This is a genomic window from Sulfolobus acidocaldarius DSM 639, from assembly GCF_000012285.1.
GTDB classification, from domain to species: domain Archaea; phylum Thermoproteota; class Thermoprotei_A; order Sulfolobales; family Sulfolobaceae; genus Sulfolobus; species Sulfolobus acidocaldarius.
On sequence record NC_007181.1, the window covers coordinates 1,707,892 to 1,730,903 of the forward strand.

Consider the following 23,012-nt stretch of genomic DNA (forward strand, 5'->3'; position numbering starts at 1 on the left):
TCACTTTCTTTAGCATGATTTAACGGAGAATTTAAGAACTTTGTAAAACTACTCCCTAATCCAAATAAGCTTATAAACTACTAGGAAGATGTAAACTTGTGTTTTCTTTAAGGAGTGCACTGATCCTTGCGCTATTAATTATAGCGTCTCTAGTTAATACCAAATACTCCTTACCTTTAGCACTATTAGTTGTAGGATTAACATATTTATTAGATGAGCAAAGACTGCTCCCTTATGCATCAATAGTTTCATTTCTAATCCCTATGGTATATCCTTTAGAGACAAGCTATGTTCCAATGATATACGCTCTATCCTCAATAGGAATATTGGCGAGTAAGTATTCTAGGTTATTATCCTCAGTCCTAATAATCTTGGGAGTTTCCATTCTCCCCCTAGGTGATGTTCAAAAATACCTTATCTTGTATCTAACTGCATTCCTACTATTAGGTGTGGATATTAGAGGTACTTTAGGTGGAGGTATAATAATGCTAATACTTGCGACACAAGGCTATGTCCCCTATGATTTAGCATTCTATACTATATTGTTTGGAGTTCTATCTCTGACAACTCTATATAAAATAAAAGTCACGAGATATCATGCCATCGCCATATTATCAGCTATATTTCCCCTCTTGTACTCGTATTTTCCATTACCCTCATTTCTTGTATCATTAGGGTCAGCACTTGTGTTTCCACCAGCCCTCTTCTCTACTAGCATATTACTTTATGTAGAAGGGTTTAAACAAGGGATTTATGGTCTACTACTTATTTTGCTCTCTTTAGTATATAACAGATACGAGAAATACTTTAGGACAATCTCAATGGTATTGGTCAGTGCAGGACTGTCTATATTCTCATCAGTTTTTCCTCCCTTAATCTTAATACTCATAGTTATTTACTTTCTAGAGAAGGGAAAGGTATTAACTTACTCACAGTATTTTCTCATACCCCTTTCACTTTATTTACTCATTCAAGGGTCATACCAGAGCTTAGTTTACTCCTCCATAGCCTTAATAATAGTTTCAACTTTACGCATGATATTAAGGACTACGGATTCGAATAGGTTTAAAAAACTAGTTAAGCTTATGAATGCTAGAATAGTAGGAGGTATAATTTCACTACTTATAGAGATTATCCTGTTTTTCATAGCGCTTCAATACCTTGTCTTCCCACTATCATATGTGGCATTAACCCTTTCAGTTATTTACGCTGTTTTTATCTTTAGGGAGAGAAACGCTTTCGTTCACTTCTCGCTCTCAGCCGTATTGGCACTCTTCTTTAACCCAGTTTTCGCCCTAGGGGGGATTAAACTTAAGGATAGCCTTAATGTTATTGTGGTCGCTCTAACTATTATTATGGGAATCCTTTTTAGCCACACACTTTACTTTTCAATTATAAGTGTCTTCCTGTCTGTGTCATACTTGTTACAAAAATTTGACATTCATGATCTAGTACCCTTGTCAGTAATATCAATCGTCTCTATAATTCCTGGAATTACATGGACCTATGTATTACCTCCTATATTACTTTCCTTCTCATATCTTATAACTAAAAAGTACAGTTATGAGTTAGGATTGTCTTCAATGTTTTGTATAATAATTCTCATCCACTATCTAATAGTGTGAACACGTAACTTAAGTATTAGAGGTCCGAAAATAAATGGTTTTTTCTGCCTACGAGATTGGTAAAGTTTTATAAAACAGAGAAATAAAGATGTTATGAATGCTTAGTGTTGTGATACCGGCATACAATGAAGAGAATAGAATTGGCAATACGTTGTCATGCCTTGGTATATGGTTCGACTCCGCCGAGATAATTGTTGTTCATGACGGAAAAGATAATACGCCTGAGGTTGTGAAGAAGTTTAATGGGGTTAAGTTGCTTAAGAGTCCAAATAGACTGGGTAAAGGTCTTGCCATTAAGATTGGAATAGAAAATAGTTCAGTAGATAGAATACTGTTGATAGATGCAGATCTACCTACCACAAGAGATGATTTGGAAAAGGTTCTATCAGTTGATGCTGATTTAGTAATAACTAAGAGAAGATTTGTTAATATCTCCTCTGAGAGATACATACTACATAAAGGTTTCATATTTCTTGTAAGGCTTCTCTTTCCTAGTCTCAGAAAAATATCAGATTTCCAATCAGGTGTTAAAGTAGTTAAGAGAAGTAAAGTGATCAGTGTTGCAGACGAGTTAATTTCTAACGATCTATTATTTGATGTTAACATAATTTACGCGTTTAAGAGAAGAGGATATACCATAAAGGAAGTTGAAATTCAATACTTAAATGACGAGGATGGCAGCAAAATAGGAAAATCCTTGTCAAAAACTATAGTCCTTATGGCGTTATCACTTCTCAGGCTTAGAATTTTCTATTCTCCCTTCAAAAAATTACTTTACTATCCATTAATGGTAAGGTTCCAGCGTTGGGTATTTAATAGACTGAACTCCTAGCCTCACTTTCCTTTTCTCCTATAAATGATGTCTAAAGTGAACGCTACTGCAGTTATGGCTATGGCTAAACCGAATATAAGCATAGGCTCTACAGGGTATTCAACTTTGATACCTACACTTCCTTGAGGAGGAGACTCTCCGTATACGTTTATCACTTTAAAGGTCTTCAGTTTAGGGAAAGTTATGTTTACTGTCATGGACGTGGAATTTACAGTTAAAGTAAATTTACCGTTACCATAATTATCTGTGTAACCACTATAATATTGATGATTGTTAACGAAAACTACGTATGGCTCATCTGAGAACGGTGCTATCACAGAGAACTCTAAAGGTCTAACGGTGGCGTTATCTAACCTAAAACCAACATACGTTATATTCCACGGAAAATTGGTCTTAATGCCTACATAATATTCACTACCATTTATAAATACTCTAGATAATTCTGCCTTCCCGTTATCATCAGTCAACACAACTGTATAATTAACAGGCTTATTGATTATCAAAGTATCCCCTATATAGTTTCCTGACGGACCAGGTATAGGTCCTATGAGGTCCCAACTATTATTCATGTTCTGCCATAGGTATCCGTTCAGAGCGACTGTAAGTATTGACGTGTTAGACTTATAGTCAGGTAGTGGCGGAGTAAAGTTTTGCCCATAAAAAACTATACCTGATATCCTTGAAAGATTACAAATACCCACGAATGAGACTATCATCTCATTTGATATCGAGAAGTTAACAGGGAATAGAATATAGTTAGCCACAAAACCTTGGTAAGTTAATAGGTTACCATTCTTTATTAACTTGACACCTGTAGAGATGTTAGGGAAATTTATTGAGTTTATCTTGGTCTCTAAGACAGAGAACTTAATTTCTATATTCTGACCCAAATATACACTATTAGGATAACTAAGTTGCACCATAAGAGAATTGGTGTAGGTTGGAATTAACATCAAGAGAAGGAAAAGCATCAACAGAATTATCACAGATCTCATACAATACTATTAAGTATTATAATATTTAAGCCAAATGAAAGCGTTTTCAAGTCTCTCTATCGGAAATGAGGGATTTTAATATAAAGCAGATAAACATAAGATAAATATAATGTGGTCGATTGAGATCCCAGTTGTTCATGGGAAGTATCTAAGAAATGTGTTAGAGTCCATAAGAACCCAAACCTATCAAGACTTTGAGGTGATAGTCGTAAATTCTGGTGACGAATTGATATCAGACCTCATAAGAGAATATGGGTTTAAGGAGGTCAGGGAGAAAGTGAACTTGTTAAATGCTAGATATTTAGCCCATAAAAATTCATCAGGAGAAAAGGCTTTAGTTCTTGATGAGACTAGAGTTCTAAGGAAAGATACTTTAGAAATACTATCAGAAATAGAACACGATATGATAATCGTGGGAGAGGCTGAAGTAGGGAATTCGTCTTTGTGGATAAGATTAGCACAACTTGACAAGGATAACCTCATAAATTGTAATGAACCAGATGCAGTTAAAGGTTTTTTACTTCCCAGAGCATTTAACTCAGAACTGCTTACTAAGACATTTGAGTTGTTAAGGGATAAACTGGGGGATAAGTTTGATAAGGTGTTATATCCTGATCATGAGTTGATTTATTTTACGTCTCGAATGTTTTCCAATAAGTTACATGTTATTAGAGATTCATTGATTTTTCATTATGGCGATGAAACTTTCTTGAGCATAATTAGAAAATATTATAGGTATGGGAGGAGTTTAAGGATATTGAAAGGAACTGAGTTTCAAATTTTGACTAAGACATCTAGAAAGAAGAGGAAAATATGCAAGGGAAGTAAACTTGGACTGTATACCCTGTATGTGGTTAGAGGCATTCCATTCATATTAGGCTACTTATTAGGATGAAAACTTTCATGTCATAAATTGATTAAGACACTGTTGAATAAAAAATTCGATATACTGGAATTCACTGTTCATTAAAGTCACATGTTATCAGTCTCCACTATTTACTTTCACGCAACCTTTCACTAATTAATAGAGATGACAAAATGAGTAACGGTAGGAATGACACAAAAAATAGCACTTTTTTAACATTACTGTACTTGAACTCAATAGTTGCTGTGTAATTCCCAGATGGCATTAACCAGGCATTTCCAAATCCGTTAGCTACGTAGTGATTATTATTAATTTTACCGTTTACCGATAACTCCCACCAATGATTATATCCTGTTGTAAAGACAAGATAAAAGCTCGTGTCACTGTTTACTTTAACTACTATTTTATCGGGACTTTCAATTTGATACTCTAAATGCACATTACTCACGTTTGAGATATTTAGCTTAGGTCCTCCGTCAATAAATGAGACATTAAAAGCCTTGAACTTTCCAGTAGAGAAATTCCAAAAGATTTCATCATAACTCAAATTACCTGTTACTCCACTGCTCGCATAAACTAAGGGTACGTTGCCTTCAACTTCATAAATCTTATACGGGCCATAACTTCCAACGTATTTCAACCCTTTTGAGGAGTTCAACATAATCTCAAAAGCTGTGAAATTCCATGGATAAGCCCCTGAAAAATTATAGTATGGTCTAGCGAATGTACCCGGACCTGGATATGCTCCTTTATTTAACACTACATATTTAACACCAAGTACCTTAAGTAAATTTACTAGGTCTGTTATGTTGTTTGAAGGTAAATATTTAGCCAATACGAAGACAATGGGTGATTTGCCAGCATCCGAGATCACCTGGCCCATGAAGAAGTAGGTTTGGGGAGGTGTGTTTGATCCAACCCAGCTTCCATTGTAATATGTGGCTGTTGAGAGTGCTAACTGTATAGGTAAGAACAGTACGTTATTATAGCCAGCTTTCGACAACACCTCAGAAGATGCAACAAACCACTGAGGATAGTTAAAGGTATTCAGGATCTTCTCGTCTGTATTACCTAACAAAAGGCTGTAATAACTAGTAGATGAATGAGTTATTCCTACATATGAAAATATTATAGAATTAATGAGCAAAAATAAATAGAGGAGAGCATTAACTATTCTTCTAGCGGGGAAGGGATGTCTTCTTATGAAGTCATAACTTAGTATGAGGAGAATTAGGAGACTCAAGTTTATCATATAACCTACATGCACCGGTTGCACCATGTACGAAAAGCCTGTAATTAATATACCAAGAATAGGTAACTTGATTATATTCGATTCAATGAGTGGGACTAGACTTATCACGCCACTTTGGAGGAGGAAGAGTAATATCAGAGTTAAAGTTAAGGACAATCTTAGAGGGAAATACATCTTTGGCTGAGCTCTGAAGATGACACTGAATATTAATGGTACAACAACAGTTACACCGAGTCCAATAGCTCCAACTAAGTAATTAAGGAGAGATGGAGTTACAGATATTGCAGGATAATAAAGCAGAAAAGATGTAGAAAGGTTATAGTTTTTATAGGTGTCCAATAATTGATATACTACAACGTTTTGACCTGAAAACGTCTGGAGAGAGGAAGAATATGCTCCCGTGCTTGAGAAATAGAGATAAAAGATTAGGTAGGAGCCAGAAATTAAGAGAATAGTGAAGAAAAGTAAGAACCTAAATAAGACTTTTCTAACGGATAATTGGAATATCTTGATCAAGGGAACTGTTACCACTATCATAAATAAAATAAAGTAAGCTGTCATTGTCTGAAACTCATATATCATGCCTCCTAGACCTATTAATGATACAAGTACAAGAAGATTTAATGATTGTTTAATTGAGTTGACTGTTATCAGTCTGAGATAAGAGTAGATTAGTAAAGGAGTAGTAAAGTAACCATATAGAGGTGGAACAATTTCCCCCATTATCCAATTTATACCAATAGTGTAGTAGTCCAGAATGAAGAAGTAGGTGACAAAAATAACAAAGAGATAGTCCAATAGGTCAAGTTCTTGTCTCCTGAAGAACTTGAATGTATAGAGGATTCCTACATAAGCAACGTTTGCCATTAACTGCACAACTATCCACTGCACTAAACCTATTCCTAGACCTAGTATGTAAAATGGAACGCTTAATACAGCGAGAGGAAAGTAAGTAACAAATCCGAACTCAGGACCTCCCGGAAAGACTCCGTAGTTCCAAATATTCACGTATCTCTCCAGGAAGTTTAACGGGTTTAGGGGAAAACCCCCGTCCCAGTAATATATAACATCTCCCCTTGTGTATAACCACCAAAATACGGAAAATATCACGTTAAAAGCTATTAAAGACATGATGGGGAGTAATCTCGCTTTCTGAGAGAACACAATAGTCGTATGCTTTTTCATTATAAAAAATATGATGAACACTTCAATTTAACTTTACAAGGTGATAAATTAAAGATGCTTACGCTATCTATGTCTACAACATCCTAAAACAATCCTTAAACTCCTTGCAGGTTTTGAAGTAAAAACTTTAAGAGTAAAGAGGAGAGATGGAAATCAATTTCTAAGAATTTTGAAACATTAGCCTCCCACACGAAATTCTTCCTTATCTTCACATTAATTATTATCTTGAACATCTTACTCGCCAAACTAACATGATCATCTCTACAACATTTCTGAAAATCACTACTTAGCATGTTATAATATCTTCTCACGTGCTTACTGTCCAAGAGAAAATAATAACCCCACTTGCTAAAGTACTTTACCTTTCTCACATACCTTACACTACTCATATATCTTGACATAGTCAAAAACCTTCCAATTGCTTTTAGGAACTTTTTTATCATCTCACAAAATCTCTAAGATAGACTCCTAAGCTCACGCTCTTTTTACAAAGCTTAGTCTTCTTGAGAAGCTCGATTGTTGTATCCTTAAACATGTCAACGATCAATCCCTTTCCCACTAAGACCTTGATACTTAAGTATGAGTGTTAATATTTCTACATGGACTGGATAAGGTTAAGAATTAATTCACTAAAGAATATATGCATTATGTGGAGATTAGTTTAATTACGACATACCTTAAGAAGTTTGACGGTCAAAGTAGGGCAACAATAAACTTTGCTAAAGGTTTGAGTAAGCATGGAGTAAAAGTAAAGATTGTGTCTCTTGGGCTAGAGGATGGTATTAAAGAGGAGCTTAAAAACAATGACATAGAGGTAATTAGTCTAGATCAGCCTAGAAGCGTTTATTATGATATATCTCTACTCTTTGGTTCTCCAAGCCCATTTAAGAAAATTGCCAATTATGTAAACGACTCTATTAGCATAGTTACCAATGATGAGGCGGTACCGGTGGTAAATAGTATCAAAGGACGTATTATATACTGGAGTCAGGGAGCATTAATGAGCGTGTTCCTATGGAAGCCATTTTACGCAAAAAAGGGTACTCTAAAGAGATTAGTTAGTCTTTTCTTAGTTAGAAACTCCCACAGGTTCTCAGACTTTGTATCGAAGTATCATATGTTATTGGCTAATAGTAATACAAGCGCTTTAGTTGTTTCCCTTTTCTACAACAGGGTCCCACAGGGAGTTGTATACCCACCCATAGATATTGATAGTTTTAAATATTCTTCTGAAAAAGAAAAGTTTGCATTAGTGATTTTAAAGAGATCATACCCTACTCATATAGACTTGCTGAGAAAGATTGCCAATTCTGGGATAAAGTTGAAAGTGATTGGGTATAAAATCGACGGGGCAGAATATTTAGGGGACAGAGTAGATGAAGAGAGGTTAAGAGATTTGTACTCGTCTGCATTAGTTACATTATACCCTGTTGATTTTGAGTACTTCGGATATATTCCAGTAGAGTCCATGGCGTCAGGAACTCCAGTTATTGCTTTTAAGTATTCAGGTGGTCCTTCGGAATCCATAATACATGATGAAACAGGATGGTTAGTCTCTAACGAAAAAGAGTTTTATGAGGTTACTTTAAAAGTTTATGAGAGAGGTTACGAAGAAGCCTTACCACAAAAATGTAGAAATAGAGCCGAATATTTTTCTCTATTGACGCAGTCTAAGAGACTTTTAAGTTATATACATCAATCAGAGTAAAGGTTGAAAGATAAAGTAAATCTGTTATTAGTAAAAGCACGACTTACTATTCCTCTAACACGTTTGTATATGGAGGTCCTCTTAATCTATTGTTAACTAAACATCGAATTACTCCTTAACATCCTAAGGTAGATCTTCCTGGCTAACTTGTTTGATGCTGAATTAATTACAGAAAGTAGAAACATAAACCAGTCCCACTTAATCCACTGAAGATCCTTAGCAATTCTCCAAACGTAACTTAATCCACTTTTCTCGCCTGACATAATCTTATATAACAACTCTCTATACACTTTCATCTTTTGAATGTTCTCCATAATTATTTTGTCAGTGAACACCTTTTCGAATAACTCAGCATCCTCTAATTGCATCTTGAATACCTCAAGGTTAACTGTATCTTTACTTTGCTGAACTCTCCTGTAAAAAGTTAGGGTGTTTTTATCAATAGCTATATTTCTCCTTTTCTCCCAAGCATAAAAGAAAAGGAAAGTGTCAGCCGTTAACTTCACTTTTCCTAGAAGATCAGATGACTCCACAGCAAAATTTCTGTCGAGAACTATAGAACTTACATTAAATCCTGCCTTATGTTTATGATAAAGAGTGTTAAGTAATGACCTTGAATTATTAGATGGCTTAAAAACGTCTACTTCATTCTTTACCTCAATCTTGTTGGGGATCTGGTCGGAGAAAGTTAATGCTGCATTATGATAAAAATCTATTCTACTTATGCTGGCTCTATTGCCAAATGTATTTAGGACCCTTGGAATCTTGTCAGGGTGAAATAAGTCATCGTCTTCTACAAAGAATATAATATTACCACTACTCCTACTGATGCCATCCTTTAACTTACCACCCAATGTCGTATCCTTCGAATAAATGTTAATCACAGGCAGGGAATCAAGATAAGAATCTATCCTCTCGTCAAGGAAGTTTTTAACAACTATAATCTCGGAGTCATAATTCTTGGTGTAAATTAGGAGGGAGTCAATTAAACTAGTTAGGAACTGTTTCCTATTATATGAGGTTATAATGACACTGAAGTCTTTGGGCATATCTTCCCTTCTCCTTATACTTTCATTAAATCCTCATATAGCCTTTCGCTTACATTCCTCCATCCTGTATGATCCCTTATGAAACTCTCTACCTTGTCGTTGTAGACAATCTTCCTGTAGTCCTCCCATCCAGCCTTGAAAAGATTTGCCACCTCTTTTGACATGGCATCTATATCGTACTCCCTTACGAACTTAACTGCAGGAAGACCATTGAATACACTCTTTGGTCCAGGAATATCATAACTAACTACAGGTGTGCCAACAGTTATGGACTCAAGAATACTGAGGGAGAACGTGTCCTCATGAGAAGGATAAACTACACATTTAGCCTTACTTACCACATCATAAAGCTCATTACCAGTCAGATAACCTTTGTATACTATGTGGTCTGACAAGCCCATTTCCTCCACAAGGTTAAAGAAGTAATCCTGAAAACTCTCATTCTTCTTTCCTCTAATGTCCTCGGGAAATTTCCCTACGATAAAGAGTTTAGCCTCTTTCACTATCTCCTTGACTTTAGAGAGGATAAAGGGTAGTTCCAAAGTACCTTTTAAAGGTAAAAGTCTTGCAAAAAACACCATATAGTCATCCTTATCAGTCCTCTTCTCCCTAAACGAGAGTAGCTCTCCTTCTATGGCTGCTGCAGGATAAAGTACTTTACCCTTTCCTGAATTAAGGACTCCGAGAGAGTTTAGTTGCCCTGGAGACATACCATAAATCCTTACCACATTTGGGGAGTTCTTCAATTTCCTCACTATAAACTTCTCCCTAAATCCCTTATACAAAGTGTAGACTATCTTATTCTTATGATTAATAAATACGTCAATTGGAAAACCCCTTAATCTGTTCTTTAAATAACGTAATACATTTAGGGGTACTCCAAAAAAGTAGTCATGCGATGCAATACCTTGAAGAAGTACCGAACTTCTAAGATCTGCTTTGTAAGATATATACATGACTTCACCATATTTAAGCGAAGGCTCCATTAAAAGCTCTGAAAACTTAAACATCCTGTAAAACCTATATGACGGACCGTAGTTTATATCTAGTAGGATTGTCCTATTACCCTTTAATTTCTCCACAAACTTCCTCAGCCTCTCAACTGGGTCCAGGTCTTCCTCTAGGTATTCAAAGCCTATGATCTTGTCCGATATTTTGCTCAAGGACGAATATGAATTATTCCCATCGAGGAAGGAGTTCAACTTAGGTAAAATGAAAACGTTGTCTTTATCCAGAAGATGTTTCACCAAATTATATTCAACCTTCTCCCCACCACCTTCAAAAGAGTTGTTCTTCAATATCCTTAGGCTCGTCAGAATAGCTATCGGTTTTTCCATTATCAAGTATAATCACATTTTAGCCATTATATTATTTTTCCCATCTTACATGACGAAGTCGAATCCTATCTTTCACTAGAATTATCAAAGCGATAACTACTGGACTCAGTAAGGAGATTATGAAAAAGTACGGAATAATGTTAGCCGGATAAAACTCTACAATAGCAGTATATTCACCAGCTGGCATTAGCCAACTGTTAGCATAACCATTTGCCAGATAATGACTTTTCACCTCATGACTCTTAATTATGACTCTCCAAAAATTACTATAACCCTCATCTAGCACCAAGTAAAATGGCTTTGTAGCGTTGACCTTTACAACATACATCACGTTGTTGTAGTTATTTATAACTGTCATTTTAACGCCTGAAATGTTAGTTATGTTTACAGCACCATTACCGTAAATTAAGCTCTGCCTCTGAGCAGTCAATAGATTGTTGGAGTAGGTTAGGAAAATTTGGTTATAGTCCAGTGTATTTACAACTATACCCTCTGAGGCATAGATTAGGCTGACATTTAGGTTTATCCGATAAACGTTGTAGTAGTTGTTCTCCAAAGTTAATGTCGCATTAGGTAAGTGAGAAAGGTAATACTCAAATTTACTGAAATTCCATGGGTATCCACCAGCTTGATATAATGGCACTCCTGGACCAGGATACTCATTCTTGCTCAATACTATGTACTTTATACCAAGCAGGACTAGGAAATTTGTCACATTCTTAAAATTTCCAGGGAAGTACAAGTAAAGCGGGTTCGTAACCGTGTTGGGTATGGGAAGCTTCACAATTGTGCCCGTTATGAACTGAGAGAGAGGGTCAATATTGTGCAATGAAGCCATGGTAACGTTATCATGAATGTAATATATACCTGCAATATACTGTAAAGGTAATAATAATACATTATAGTTTTCTGCATTCTGGTGTAAATAGTAACCTACTTCTAAAAGCTCCTCTGGAGGATAGAACACATTAGTTGCTGCAACTGGTAAATAATCAAAGGTCTTTATTTGTTGATAAGAATCAGAGACAACAAAAGTGGACATGTAAACACTGACCAGTATTGACAGGAAAAGTAGCGATAGTATTTTCTTACGATTACTATTGAAAGTCCTCAAAAAGATAACTATTGCATACGAAACTAAAAAAGAGAGGAAAAATGCTACGGGGAATCCAGAGAAAACAAATTGAACGCTAAACATCAATCCTACAGCAATGAAACCTATGGAAGATTGAGACAATGAAAATAATGGGACTAGGTTTACGAAACCTACTGTTGCCCCTCCGATGATCAGAAGACTGAAAAAGGAAGGGTTGAATAACTTATTATCAGTCTTATTCTTCACAGACAAAATAGAGATTATAACTAATACGACGAAGAGGAGTAAACCAATCCAAGTATACCGATTAGGAGCGAAGAGTGAAAAGAGTGACAGAGGTGTAAAACTGTTATACTGATCTTGTAATTCAGCAATAGCCAGTGGCATCCCGTTAAACTGTCCATAAACACCGCTAGAGAAGGCATTTAAGGATGCAAAATAAACATTATATAACTCCTCCAATCCGGCTATAATTGCTAAACCATATAAAATGAGATTCTTTGTGAGGAATAACTTGAAGCTAATATTCTTTCTCCTCTCAGTGTATAAGGATATGAACATGATTAGGTAAATTACTAAGATCCAAAGGGTGTAGGAGGCAGTAACAAATTGATTACCACTTAACATGATGATATAAATAGGCAAAAGGGTCAACGTCAGGTAATTTCTCTCCAAAAATACATACTTCATTGCGAAGTGGAGTAGGAGTGGGAATAGCATATAAAAGACAAAGAACGGATAATTAACCCCTAATATCGGTGGTCTATATCCAAAGAACCCCCATGTATACATAAACCCTCCTAGAATCCCAGAGAGATAGATGTATGACTTATTCGTCTCTCTACCTAACAACGAGAGGAGAGTGTCAATCATCTTTACAAACCCAACTTTGGCTAAGAAAAAGAACAAGAGAAGGTATACCAGTTCTGATGTGGAGAAAGAGAGGTTAAGAACCTGAATTAAAAGGTAAAATATTAGTGCAGTGAAGAGGTTATGCTGTGAATAGGAGAAAGGAGCACCAGGAAAGAAATTATAATTCCAATAATCTACAAATATCTTATAAAGCCAGAGGGAAGGTATGAACGGAAAGCCTGAATCTATCCAGTAAATTATCCCACCTTTCAAGTAGTGTTCGAGAAGGAATAGGTCTAACAATAAGGTAGGTGGATAAAAGATAAGATCAAGCCGGCGAGCCCTGAGAAAGTCCATATTCCAATTTATCTAAAACTGCCAGTATATAAAGTCTAACCTTAATATTTAAAAATAATTAAGTGGTTTGAAAATGATTTTAATTATCATTATAGACTAAGTGGCTAAATTAAAGCACTTCTCATGAAAAAATTTATAATTGAATCCAGGGGAGTAAAAGTTAGATTGTACAGTCCTACAATAAAGAGACTAATTGAACTCTTGAGACAATACAAGAAAACTTACAAGAACTGGTATAGCGTGATGATAGATATATTCAGAAGTAAGGATAGGGTCAAATGTGCGTTTAAATATGGAGAAGTAATTGAACTGACTAGGCTAGAGGCTATTCTGTTGTCAGGGTTGGACGTAAAGAAGTTGACCGATGATGAGGTCACTTTTTCCTTTCTTGGTAAGAACCTGATCTTAAGGGGTTGGAAGGATGGGTTCCCAGGAGATGCATTTAACGACTATCGAAAGGCAGATGTAAGGGAAAAGAAGGTATTAGACATTGGGGCAGCGATAGGAGACTCACCAATATACTTCAGCCTAATGGGGGCGAAAAGTGTAGTAGCAGTTGAGCCTGATCCGAAAAAGGTCAAGTATATGAAAGTTAACCTGGAACTAAATGACATAAGAAACGTAATAGTAGTTGATAAGGCTCTATCAACAGTCGATAATGAAAGAGAAGTAAGATTGAATACACTTCTAGAGAAGTTCGGACCTTTTGATATAGCCAAGATTGACTGTGAAGGGTGTGAAAGGAGAGTTATCTCGGACATAAAAGGTATACCTGAAATAATTATTGAATGGGATTTTGAATATAGAAGTTTAGCCGAGAAGTTAAGGGAGGAAGGTTATGAGGTAAAGGTTGAAAAGCATGCTAGAGACCTTGGAATGATTTATGCTAGGTTTAAAAGGTAAAATTGGTAAGAAAAAGGGTATTTAGAGGTTTATTGTCCTAGTCCAAATAATAACTTATAGTGTTATAAAAAAGGAAAAATCTTCTTGTCATATATTCGTAAACATACGAAACTTAACCCTTAAATATTTAGTCCTCGTAATATCTCCTGGACGACAAAGATGCTTAAATTAAATTAGATTGACCCATATACTAATGTACGTTTCGAAGATGCCTGTTAATCAAATTTTCTTTCAGGTTAAAACCATGTACTATAGCCCTACTGAACTTAAAATATAACACTTTACTAAAGAGCAAACTTTGTACAAATACGAGGTTACGCTCATAATACGTAAAAATTTCTTGTGTAGCTTCAGGGCCAAATCATTAGTAAGAGTGACCTTAACGTCTCGTAATAGACTTTAATCTTAATGTAATGATAAATATAACAACTTCATCTATTAACATATCTTAGTCTATACTGAGGAAAGAGATCGTGATTAGCATCTCCAAGTTTTAATATCTCTCAATAATTTTATAAGTCAAGCGTTTCATATGGTTCTGTGCGTAGGCTAAAGTTATCAAGAGATAAATTAAGCTTCAAAACACTGATAAACAACTATCACCTGATAATTCTGGCACTTTCTTTCGTATTATTTAACATTATTATAAACTTCTTGTTTTTCGTAGTGCTTTATAATCTCAACTATTCGTCCTACAATTTGAGCATGTTCATACAAGAGTTGTATTCCGCATCTCAAGGAAAGCCCTTCTATGATACTATAAATTTACTTTTTAGGGGAATTCCATATGGGTTAGCCATACATCCTTACCTCATACTATATATTTTAGTACCCCTGTACAAGGCATTTCCGTCTTGGTTGACCCTATCGTTAGTGGAATCTCTTGTACTAACATTGGCTTCCCTCTACCTTTATAAGATAGCTCGAGAGGTATTACCTCAGAGTAAGTTACTTCCAGTTATATCATCTATGATCTTCTTATTTAATCCTTTAACAGTTGCATCTTTTCTCTCTGGCTTCCAGGTTTTATCATTCATACCCCTCTTTTATCTAGCGTCCTACTATTACTACCTTACTAAAAGATGGAAGCTATTCATAATATCAACAGCATTGTTATTACTCACATCGGAGGCATCATACCCAATTGTATTGACTTATATGGTTCTTTTGATTATAAAGAACAAAAATAATAACAAGTTACTTAGCAAGTCGTTCTTTAGGAGAAATATACTTTTCTTATCTGTGATTGTAGCTACTATAGTCATTGCATTAACACTTCCAACTTTTCTGCAAACTAAGTATACTGGTACATCACATAGTATCTTACAAGACATTGAACAATATTACTCGTTAAATTACGTTAATTATGATATACTTAATAAACTGGAATACTGGCTACTTGTATTTGGATCATTTGGTGCATTATCACTTTTCTCTCCTCTAGAATTATTACCAGCATTACCCTACATTTTACTTACTGTTATGTCATTTTATCCAAATTATTACACACCAGGGTATTACTACTTCTTCCTAGTACTACCTATGTTAGCTGTTGCTTTAGTTTACACCTTGAAAAAAATACATGATATAAAAAGGGTAGTAAGAGTAGCATTAGTGTTTGTCCTTCTTATTGGTGTTTTCTTCAATCCCTACATCTATACTACTTTTCAATCCTATAACTCCCCAAAAATAGTCTCGCCCGGCTATCCTCCATCCTTTAATACTACATTAGCTAGTGTTAACCAAATGTACATTAATGAGCTTACTTCACTTATTCCACCAAACTCCAGTATAGTAGCAACTACTGATCTCTTACCGTTTGTCTCAAATAGTATGAATGCATATGTTCTTCCACCATACTCTAACGTAAATTTAAATATATTGAAAAATTTAAACGTATTGAAACGATTAGCACCTACACCTAATTACTTATTAATTGACGGGTCATTTTTGACCCCGTCTTTTAATTCAATTGAAGGAAATTATGGTATATATGCTGAGACCAATGGTATATCATTATATAAGTTGAACTACTCAGGAGAAGTGAAACTATTTGCCCCGTTAATTCAGTTTATCCCTGCCTACGATTTTTACATTTGGTCTTATGTTCCACCCACACAAGTTAATGTGGTAAATGATAATCAATTCGGGAAAGTTTATATGTACGTTAAAAATGGTTATAAATCCGATGGAGCTACTCTGTGGTTTGGTCCTTACATTCATTTACCCCAAGGTACATATCTCGCTGAATTCTATCTTAAATTTGATAACGTCACTACTAACGGTAGTTTACTTAGGATAGACATTAATATAAATCCTTATGGGTCTCCAATTTACAAAATAATTAACTCGAGTGACATCGTTCAAGGAAAATGGATGAAATTCGATCTATTATTTACTATTCCTTATAATGAGCTATTATCGAGTGTGGAATTCAGAGGCTTCTCTATATCAAATCAATCCAACATTTATTTTGCAGGTGTCAAGTTAATTCAGATTAGTCCATATGTAAACTACATATATCCTGCCTGTGATTTCGCCACTATTAATGGTATTAAGCAGACCCAAGGAAATTTCATACTAGGTGGTTGTGACATAGTATTAAATAGTAGTACAGCTATCTGGTATGGTCCTTATATAACCTTACCAGAAGGAAATTTCACTGCCTATTATATTTTCTCTATGGACTTAAATAAACGGAACTTTACCCCTAACACTACTATACTTACTTTAGATATATCCTATGACATAGGCAAATACATTTTAAACACTTTGAACATCAACGATAGTGAACTCATTAGATATAATGTTAATGGAGTTTATCTAGTCCCCTTGACGTTTTCGCTTAACCAAACTACAAGTTATGTTGAATTTAGAGGATTTAATTTTAATGCCGAAGGAGAAGTATATTTCTACGGTGCAATAATAGTGCCAGACTATGATAATTATACCCCTAGTTTTTTAATAAATTATCTCAATTCTCTACAATAGTATATTTGACCTTTTTATTTAGACTATAAGGTCTAGACAGTAATATTGAATTATTATAGTAAATTTTTGGTTTGGAGGAGAATTAAATGAGAAAAAATTCAGATTTTACTTAAATTGAAAGTTATAAAGGAACAATTGATAATTATTTTCAAAATACTTTAAAGTATATGTATCATTTGAATAAGTTACTAATACTCCATAAAAGTATATATGAGCAGGCAGGTTAAAGTTGAATCCTCTAAACTCTATAAAACTCGTCGTTGAATTTAAAGTAATATTTACCTTTACTAGAAACAGATTATCATTAATTCTTAAGAGATCATTGGCAGTAATGCCCTTAGATACAATTATCTTACTAACCTTCTCAATAGGTATATCTATGTTCAATATTGTAGTGTTTTTATATAGACTAAGATCTGCGGTGTTATCTATGCCGATTATATAATACACAGTATAGTTGCCCTTAGGTAAGGTCACATAAGGACCGTACCATATAAATTCTGAAGTCTCATCACTGACTATATAAGGTGCTAAAAATGGGCTGTAAACTTTCTGACCGTGATAAACATCAAACATGCTGGCAGGATAGAAATAGAAAGAGTAAGGACTTATCTCAGTTATGTTAACACCTCCGAAATATATAGTTATATTTGGATAGTAAGATAAACCTCTAAACTCTAGTTGTTCAAAGTAGTCTTTTATCGTGAATATTATATTAAACACCATCCACTTCCCTTGAACAACATCATTTGAAGATATGATACTATAATTCAATGTACCTGAGGACGTACTTACAACCTCAACTCTCATAAGGTTTGTAATATAAAGTGGGACGTTTTCTAATTTGACGTAGAACTGAGCTACGTAAGTACCTGTAGGTAGGTTGTAATAGGGACCATACCAGAGAGGTGTATTTAATGGATAAGTGCCATTTTTATATACGTAAACTGTGCCAATTTGAGGATCATTTACTTCAAAATAAGTCGGTGATCCTACATAGAAGTTTAATGCAGAGAAATACTTTGAAAACGGTTTAAAGTAGACTATGGGACCAGTGTAATTTGCCTTAAGTAAGAGTAGACCGTTTGCCTCTGCCAACATACTGTAATTTCCTCGGATGTAACTTAGAAACAATTCAGGTTCACTGAGGAAAATATAGTCTGGAAATCTTGGTGAATATTTTAATTGGCTAGATGTTATTAAACTACCATATAACGGGTAGGAATTAAGGTTATTTGCCACAAATGGAAATAAATTATTACTAGCTAACACAACAGCATTTTCAGGTATTAATGAAGTCATATTAGATATGACCTCGTAATTTGAATTAGCTAAACTTAAATTGAAGGGTGGAACATACCCTCCACCGTAATATCTTGGGGAATTCATAGCTTGTAAGTTGTTATATGTAAAAGGATTTAGTAGAAATGAAATAAAGAGAACTATAACTAGAGCTACCTTAATTACTCCTGGTCTTTTCAACAATGTATTTAATGAATGTAGTGAGGCTGTTGCCATCGGTCCTAATGCGATAAACACGTATTGGTAACCTATTCCTGAATACGTCAACATTATTGAAAATAAAGATGTGCCAATATATGGTAGAGCTGGCAGTAACTCTATGGGGGAGAACAACGGAAGGAAACCGAAGGAAGCGAAATACATAAGCCAAAAACTCGACTTAAAGCTCCACGCATAATTTATTCCTTTTAGAAATAAATAAGTTATAGTAGAGTATAGATAATGGGTAGTAGAGGAATGAGAAGAGGTTGCGAAAATAGAGTTAAGATAATGAGGTATAGTTAGCCCCATTATTATTGATATAATAATAAAAATTAAAAATAATGTAGTATTTTTAAGAAAAAATTTAATTTTTGTTCCTTTTTTATAACTTTTTATTATCAAGTAAATCATAAATAGGATAACTATTGGGTACGCCGCTTCCATGGATAATAGTAAAAAGATAATGAATGTGGAAAACCTTCTCCAAGCTTTAATAAGGTAATAATAATATGCACCTAAATAAAATAAAGGAAAAAACACTTCTGCGTGGAAATCATATAGGTAACCAGATATAGAAAGAGGATTAAATAAATACAGGATAGTAAATATTAGTGGTAATGTTCTAAATCCATTTTCCTTAAATAATGTAGAGCCTATCTTATATACATATATCGATGATAATGATATAATAAGAGATTGAGTTAATGAAAGCGTTAGCCAAGATGGGAAAAAATAGTATATCGGTAATAAGAAGAACATTATGAAATATGGGTGGATACCCAATCCACTTATTACTCCATAATATGTAAAATTAGGCGAATCATAAAATATTCTTCCATGCAGAGTAGAATAAAGCTCCTGTAAGAAAATACCTAGGTCAAAAGCACCAGAGTAAAGATCATATAACCTTATATAAAACATCAAATTCACAAGAATGTTGAAAATGACATTCATAATAATCAAGACAACATAGTCTCGTTTTAAGTATCGGGATAAGGAAAGTATTGTATTATAATTAACATAGAATGCATAACGTCTAGCCATGACAGATATAGTTATAAGGTCAAGTTTATATTTTTAACTTAAACCATTTAATGTATTTTGTAGAGTACGTCTTTTTATTTATTTTAGCCCAATTATTATGTTAAATTTTTTAATAATAAAATAAATAGATGAAATTATTTAATAATGATAAAAATCTGTTCTTTTATGTTAGTGTTTGCTGTTATCATAAAAATGACATGAAACGTACAGCTCAAAATTTTTCATGATCGATGTAAAAAATATTACCAACTAGGGAAACCCTAGAATTCGTATTTTACTTATAAAAAGAAATAAAATTCTGCTCATTCCTCTAAGTTTTTTAGGTAAAAGGTTTATAGCTAGTGAAACTTTTTCCTTTCTTTATAATTTTTAAAGATTTTATAATTATAAAAATAGTTATAATTATAAATTCCTTTGAAATTAAATAGATAAAAGAAATTAATATTAATACCAACCTTTAAGTTCATGGTTATAGAGTGGTAATATTCCTTGATTTACACTAAAATGTAGGTAAGTAAGCTTGTTGTTATAATATTTATGATTTGGGAATTGATGCACTAAATATCCTTAGAGTTTGGGAATAAGATACAAGGACAGACTTACAGCCTTAACACTCGCAACAGCATCTATAATCAGCAAAATAGTCCGAGATAAAACCACTATATATCAAAGCTATTCATGGAAAAAGGATGTTGGTTGAGAAAAGTCATCTGAAGGTTATGAAAATAGCCATTCCAAAGTTACTTTCCGTGAACTTGCCTAGAACATTAAAGTATAAGATAATGGATGGCGACCAACAAATGGTTAGATAAAATTAGAGGAACAAGAAGAAGAGGGGTATTATGAACAAGGGAAAAGTTAATTTAGTGTAAACCAGATTACTCATTTCGGCGTCCGTGGATAACTTTTAGACAATCTCTCTTATAATCAAGTAATTATACATTATATATAATGTGTGAAAACTTCAGCTTAATTGAATTTACGCGATGATACTAAAAAATTCAGGCGTAATCAGGTTGACAAAGAACAAGAAGAATATAGGTTAAAAGTATATTCAAAACTAAGGTAGAGAGAAAATTCATTCCAGGACTTAATGGGTTCACAAGTTCGGTTATTTGATATGGAGATAAATCTCTTTTAAAGAACTGTTAGTGTTTCATTGATTTTTGAGGAAATGGTTCATTTCCTATTTATGGGTACAGTGCAGTTATATGGGTAAAAATCGTAGCAAAACATTTCCTTGTAATTTAATTTATGTTATCATGAACGTGTTAATTGTCCAGCTAACATACTCTGTGTATCACCCTTCTGATGCAAAAAGGACCAACAAACTTTGCGTACATAATTACATGATGTGTATGGGCAATCATTTTGTTATTTTAATATAAAATTAATTTTTCTTCTGTTTATGATCTAAAATAGGTGTTTTCAGGGTGAGATTTAGAACTAGTTATGAGGTGAGGAAAGTAAACAGATTAGAACTGCTTTACCTCATTCAAATAATACCTATTCTTCTAATGTATATAGGTAAAAAGGTTTCAACGCTTTGGATTAAATCTCAGAGGCTTGCCTTTTACTTGATAGTCTAGTTGGGAGACTATATTGGCACACATAACATTACTCTACTACCTCCATAAGTTTGCTAACTAATTATGGGCTTTATCTTGACATCAAGCGAGAGATTACTTACTTATTAACAAGATTAAGGTCTTGTTGGTGATTTAGGTATTATTATGTACGTGTTATTAGACACTGTGAGATTGGACTAATTACATTCTTTATGTCTAAGGAGTAGTTTTAATAGCTATGTAATGTTGAACGGTATTAAACTTATGGACTGGAGGAAGAAAAATGATCCCCGTATATGGCAAGGCACTAGCATACAACGCATTTAACTGGTTTGATACAAAACACTATGTTAACATTTTTAATAAGAGGAGTTTACTGAGTTAGTGTTCAAGGAGTTTAATATATAGATTTCCAAATATTGATCATTGCTTTACATACAAGGAGGATGATAGCTATACGACTAAAGGTATCTATCTCAGTGTATAACTCGATTTACTCAAGTGTTATTAGCATAACAAATATAAAATTGAATTTTATATATGTGAATGAAATTTTTGTTCATACTATATAAATAATTAATGAGAATATATCAACGATTTTGTGAGTGGTGACTCCTGATCCCTATTTTATCAGCTTACTCTATATATCAACTTCAATCTGTTTCAAGACATCAATCCAACGTTCTATCACGTTATCCCAATCATTTGCCTTAGCAGTCTTTATCCCATTCTCAACCAGTCTTAATGCTAAGCGAGGGTTACTTAACACTTCGAGAACTAGACTCAGTAACTCTTTTTCGTCATGATGTTTACTTACAAGCGCGTTTTCTCTATTTATTACATACGCCCTCATGCCTATGTTGTCTGTGGTTACAACAGGTGTACCGCACGACATTGCCTCAACAGTGGTTAACGAATAACTTTCTAGTCTAGAAGTTATTAAAAACACAGAAGCTTCATTATATAATTTGACCATCTCCTCATATGTTGGATGTGAATAGCTGATATATTTGAACTTGATTTTGTCTTTTAAAGTATTTAACACACCGTGATCCACAATTATTGCAGAGAAGTTAATCTTTTCAGCCAAAGAGTTCAAAGTACGTATAGCTAACTCTGAGTTCTTGATTTTCTCGCTTCTGAGAATAGTCATGATAACGTTTTTCTCGCGTTTATCGTAACTTTTTAGAACTCTAAATAACTTACTATCCACACCTACTCCAGTCACAAAGACTCTAGTACTACTTCTGAGCAAGGGTTTTGCTAACTTAGCATCTATGTTTGATAATGCAAAGTAGTAATCATGAGGTAGGAAATAAGAAAGATACCACCTAGGGTCACTTGAATACAGAACTGACATTGGCACTAATAGCTGAGGGAAAAAAGCTAAGCGTTTTACTTTTCCTTGCCATTTAGCTAAGAAACCCCATAAAGCTGTTTTAAACTCATTTACTATTAGTAAGTCTGACTGAGGTATTATCTCCATAACCCTTTTAGCAAAGTCGAAATCAATCCCTAAAAGGTGAGATAGAGCATAGTAATAGTCAAATCCTGCAAATTCCTTAATCATTTTGTATTTAAAGCTGAGAGGTGAAAGTAAGTACTTTAACACCTTTGGCTCTTTAGGGTATATTATGGGGACTTTGTTGTGATCATAATACCACACCTTAGCTCCTGTAGTGACTATCTTTACGTCAAATCCTCTCCTTAAGAGTCTATTAGCTATTTCGAGTATGGAGTAGTTACCTCCAGTTAAAGGTAAGCGTCCAATAAGGAATGTTATACTAAGCATGGTTATACTTATAACTAATTTGTACTATATTAACATTTAAAATCTCTCGTCTTTAGGA

16 protein-coding genes are annotated in these 23,012 nt (G+C 34.2%); 8 read left to right on the forward strand and 8 right to left on the reverse strand.

Annotated features, from left to right (window positions below; translation table 11 throughout):
• Positions 1 to 98: 98 nt before the first annotated feature.
• The gene (locus SACI_RS09190) at positions 99 to 1,625 is read left to right on the forward strand and encodes a hypothetical protein (protein ID WP_011278713.1); all 1,527 of its coding nucleotides are present in this window, start codon (positions 99 to 101) and stop codon (positions 1,623 to 1,625) included.
• A gap of 97 nt (positions 1,626 to 1,722) precedes the next feature.
• Positions 1,723 to 2,457 (forward strand): glycosyltransferase, encoded by a 735-nt coding sequence (locus SACI_RS09195; RefSeq protein WP_011278714.1) that lies wholly within the window; start codon positions 1,723 to 1,725, stop codon positions 2,455 to 2,457.
• Between the two features lie 2 nt (positions 2,458 to 2,459).
• Here SACI_RS09195 and SACI_RS09200 read toward each other — a convergent pair whose 3' ends face one another.
• Complete coding sequence (locus SACI_RS09200; RefSeq protein ID WP_011278715.1) at positions 2,460 to 3,452, reverse strand: hypothetical protein; 993 nt, start codon at positions 3,450 to 3,452, stop codon at positions 2,460 to 2,462.
• 109 nt (positions 3,453 to 3,561) lie between these two features.
• Between SACI_RS09200 and SACI_RS09205 the strand changes: the two genes are divergently transcribed.
• Positions 3,562 to 4,347: a glycosyltransferase family A protein gene (locus SACI_RS09205; protein ID WP_011278716.1), complete on the forward strand. Its 786-nt coding sequence runs from the start codon at positions 3,562 to 3,564 to the stop codon at positions 4,345 to 4,347.
• 97 nt (positions 4,348 to 4,444) lie between these two features.
• On the opposite strand, the gene SACI_RS09210 is transcribed toward SACI_RS09205, so the two are convergent.
• Positions 4,445 to 6,754: a hypothetical protein gene (locus tag SACI_RS09210; RefSeq protein ID WP_011278717.1), complete on the reverse strand. Its 2,310-nt coding sequence runs from the start codon at positions 6,752 to 6,754 to the stop codon at positions 4,445 to 4,447.
• Positions 6,755 to 6,849: 95 nt separating this feature from the next.
• Positions 6,850 to 7,197 (reverse strand): hypothetical protein, encoded by a 348-nt coding sequence (locus tag SACI_RS09215; protein WP_015385716.1) that lies wholly within the window; start codon positions 7,195 to 7,197, stop codon positions 6,850 to 6,852.
• Between the two features lie 197 nt (positions 7,198 to 7,394).
• Between SACI_RS09215 and SACI_RS09220 the strand changes: the two genes are divergently transcribed.
• Positions 7,395 to 8,462: a glycosyltransferase gene (locus tag SACI_RS09220; RefSeq protein ID WP_011278719.1), complete on the forward strand. Its 1,068-nt coding sequence runs from the start codon at positions 7,395 to 7,397 to the stop codon at positions 8,460 to 8,462.
• Positions 8,463 to 8,554: 92 nt separating this feature from the next.
• Here the strand turns inward: SACI_RS09220 and SACI_RS09225 are convergent, their stop codons facing one another.
• Genes SACI_RS09225 through SACI_RS09235 form a run of 3 tightly spaced genes read right to left on the reverse strand, consistent with a single transcriptional unit; the run spans position 8,555 to position 13,153 of the window.
• Positions 8,555 to 9,511, reverse strand: a complete 957-nt coding sequence (locus tag SACI_RS09225; protein WP_011278720.1) for a glycosyltransferase family 2 protein — start codon at positions 9,509 to 9,511, stop codon at positions 8,555 to 8,557.
• Between the two features lie 14 nt (positions 9,512 to 9,525).
• Positions 9,526 to 10,848 carry a glycosyltransferase family 4 protein gene (locus tag SACI_RS09230; RefSeq protein ID WP_015385717.1) on the reverse strand — a complete coding sequence of 441 codons (1,323 nt, stop codon included), beginning with the start codon at positions 10,846 to 10,848 and terminating at the stop codon, positions 9,526 to 9,528.
• A 31-nt stretch (positions 10,849 to 10,879) separates the two neighbouring features.
• Positions 10,880 to 13,153 (reverse strand): hypothetical protein, encoded by a 2,274-nt coding sequence (locus tag SACI_RS09235; RefSeq protein ID WP_011278722.1) that lies wholly within the window; start codon positions 13,151 to 13,153, stop codon positions 10,880 to 10,882.
• Between the two features lie 123 nt (positions 13,154 to 13,276).
• On the opposite strand from SACI_RS09235, the gene SACI_RS09240 reads away from it, so the two are divergent.
• A complete protein-coding gene (locus SACI_RS09240) occupies positions 13,277 to 14,056 on the forward strand; it encodes an FkbM family methyltransferase (RefSeq protein WP_011278723.1) in 780 nt (259 codons plus the stop codon).
• Positions 14,057 to 14,596: 540 nt separating this feature from the next.
• Complete coding sequence (locus tag SACI_RS09245; protein ID WP_011278724.1) at positions 14,597 to 17,047, forward strand: DUF2079 domain-containing protein; 2,451 nt, start codon at positions 14,597 to 14,599, stop codon at positions 17,045 to 17,047.
• A gap of 105 nt (positions 17,048 to 17,152) precedes the next feature.
• Here the strand turns inward: SACI_RS09245 and SACI_RS09250 are convergent, their stop codons facing one another.
• Positions 17,153 to 19,504 carry a DUF2079 domain-containing protein gene (locus SACI_RS09250; protein ID WP_011278725.1) on the reverse strand — a complete coding sequence of 784 codons (2,352 nt, stop codon included), beginning with the start codon at positions 19,502 to 19,504 and terminating at the stop codon, positions 17,153 to 17,155.
• Positions 19,505 to 20,283: 779 nt separating this feature from the next.
• On the opposite strand from SACI_RS09250, the gene SACI_RS12340 reads away from it, so the two are divergent.
• Together SACI_RS12340 and SACI_RS12100 are read left to right on the forward strand one after the other, a co-directional pair.
• On the forward strand, positions 20,284 to 20,406 hold the full coding sequence (locus SACI_RS12340; RefSeq protein WP_015385720.1) for a hypothetical protein: 123 nt from the start codon (positions 20,284 to 20,286) through the stop codon (positions 20,404 to 20,406).
• Between the two features lie 621 nt (positions 20,407 to 21,027).
• Complete coding sequence (locus SACI_RS12100) at positions 21,028 to 21,183, forward strand: hypothetical protein (protein ID WP_015385721.1); 156 nt, start codon at positions 21,028 to 21,030, stop codon at positions 21,181 to 21,183.
• Between the two features lie 619 nt (positions 21,184 to 21,802).
• Here the strand turns inward: SACI_RS12100 and SACI_RS09255 are convergent.
• Entirely contained in the window at positions 21,803 to 22,954 is a 1,152-nt protein-coding gene (locus SACI_RS09255) for a glycosyltransferase family 4 protein (RefSeq protein ID WP_011278726.1), read from the reverse strand.
• Positions 22,955 to 23,012 lie beyond the last annotated feature (58 nt).

Coding starts and splice junctions, on each gene's coding strand:
- SACI_RS09215 (WP_015385716.1), bottom strand. CDS start 7,197: ATGATAAAAAAGTTCCTAAAAGCAATTGGAAGGTTTTTGACTATGTCA.
- SACI_RS09230 (WP_015385717.1), bottom strand. CDS start 10,848: ATGGAAAAACCGATAGCTATTCTGACGAGCCTAAGGATATTGAAGAAC.
- SACI_RS09250 (WP_011278725.1), bottom strand. CDS start 19,504: ATGAATGTCATTTTCAACATTCTTGTGAATTTGATGTTTTATATAAGG.
- SACI_RS09255 (WP_011278726.1), bottom strand. CDS start 22,954: ATGCTTAGTATAACATTCCTTATTGGACGCTTACCTTTAACTGGAGGT.
- SACI_RS09210 (WP_011278717.1), bottom strand. CDS start 6,754: ATGAAAAAGCATACGACTATTGTGTTCTCTCAGAAAGCGAGATTACTC.
- SACI_RS09240 (WP_011278723.1), top strand. CDS start 13,277: ATGAAAAAATTTATAATTGAATCCAGGGGAGTAAAAGTTAGATTGTAC.
- SACI_RS09225 (WP_011278720.1), bottom strand. CDS start 9,511: ATGCCCAAAGACTTCAGTGTCATTATAACCTCATATAATAGGAAACAG.
- SACI_RS09205 (WP_011278716.1), top strand. CDS start 3,562: ATGTGGTCGATTGAGATCCCAGTTGTTCATGGGAAGTATCTAAGAAAT.
- SACI_RS09200 (WP_011278715.1), bottom strand. CDS start 3,452: ATGAGATCTGTGATAATTCTGTTGATGCTTTTCCTTCTCTTGATGTTA.
- SACI_RS09235 (WP_011278722.1), bottom strand. CDS start 13,153: ATGGACTTTCTCAGGGCTCGCCGGCTTGATCTTATCTTTTATCCACCT.
- SACI_RS12340 (WP_015385720.1), top strand. CDS start 20,284: ATGTTGGTTGAGAAAAGTCATCTGAAGGTTATGAAAATAGCCATTCCA.
- SACI_RS09195 (WP_011278714.1), top strand. CDS start 1,723: ATGCTTAGTGTTGTGATACCGGCATACAATGAAGAGAATAGAATTGGC.
- SACI_RS09220 (WP_011278719.1), top strand. CDS start 7,395: ATGCATTATGTGGAGATTAGTTTAATTACGACATACCTTAAGAAGTTT.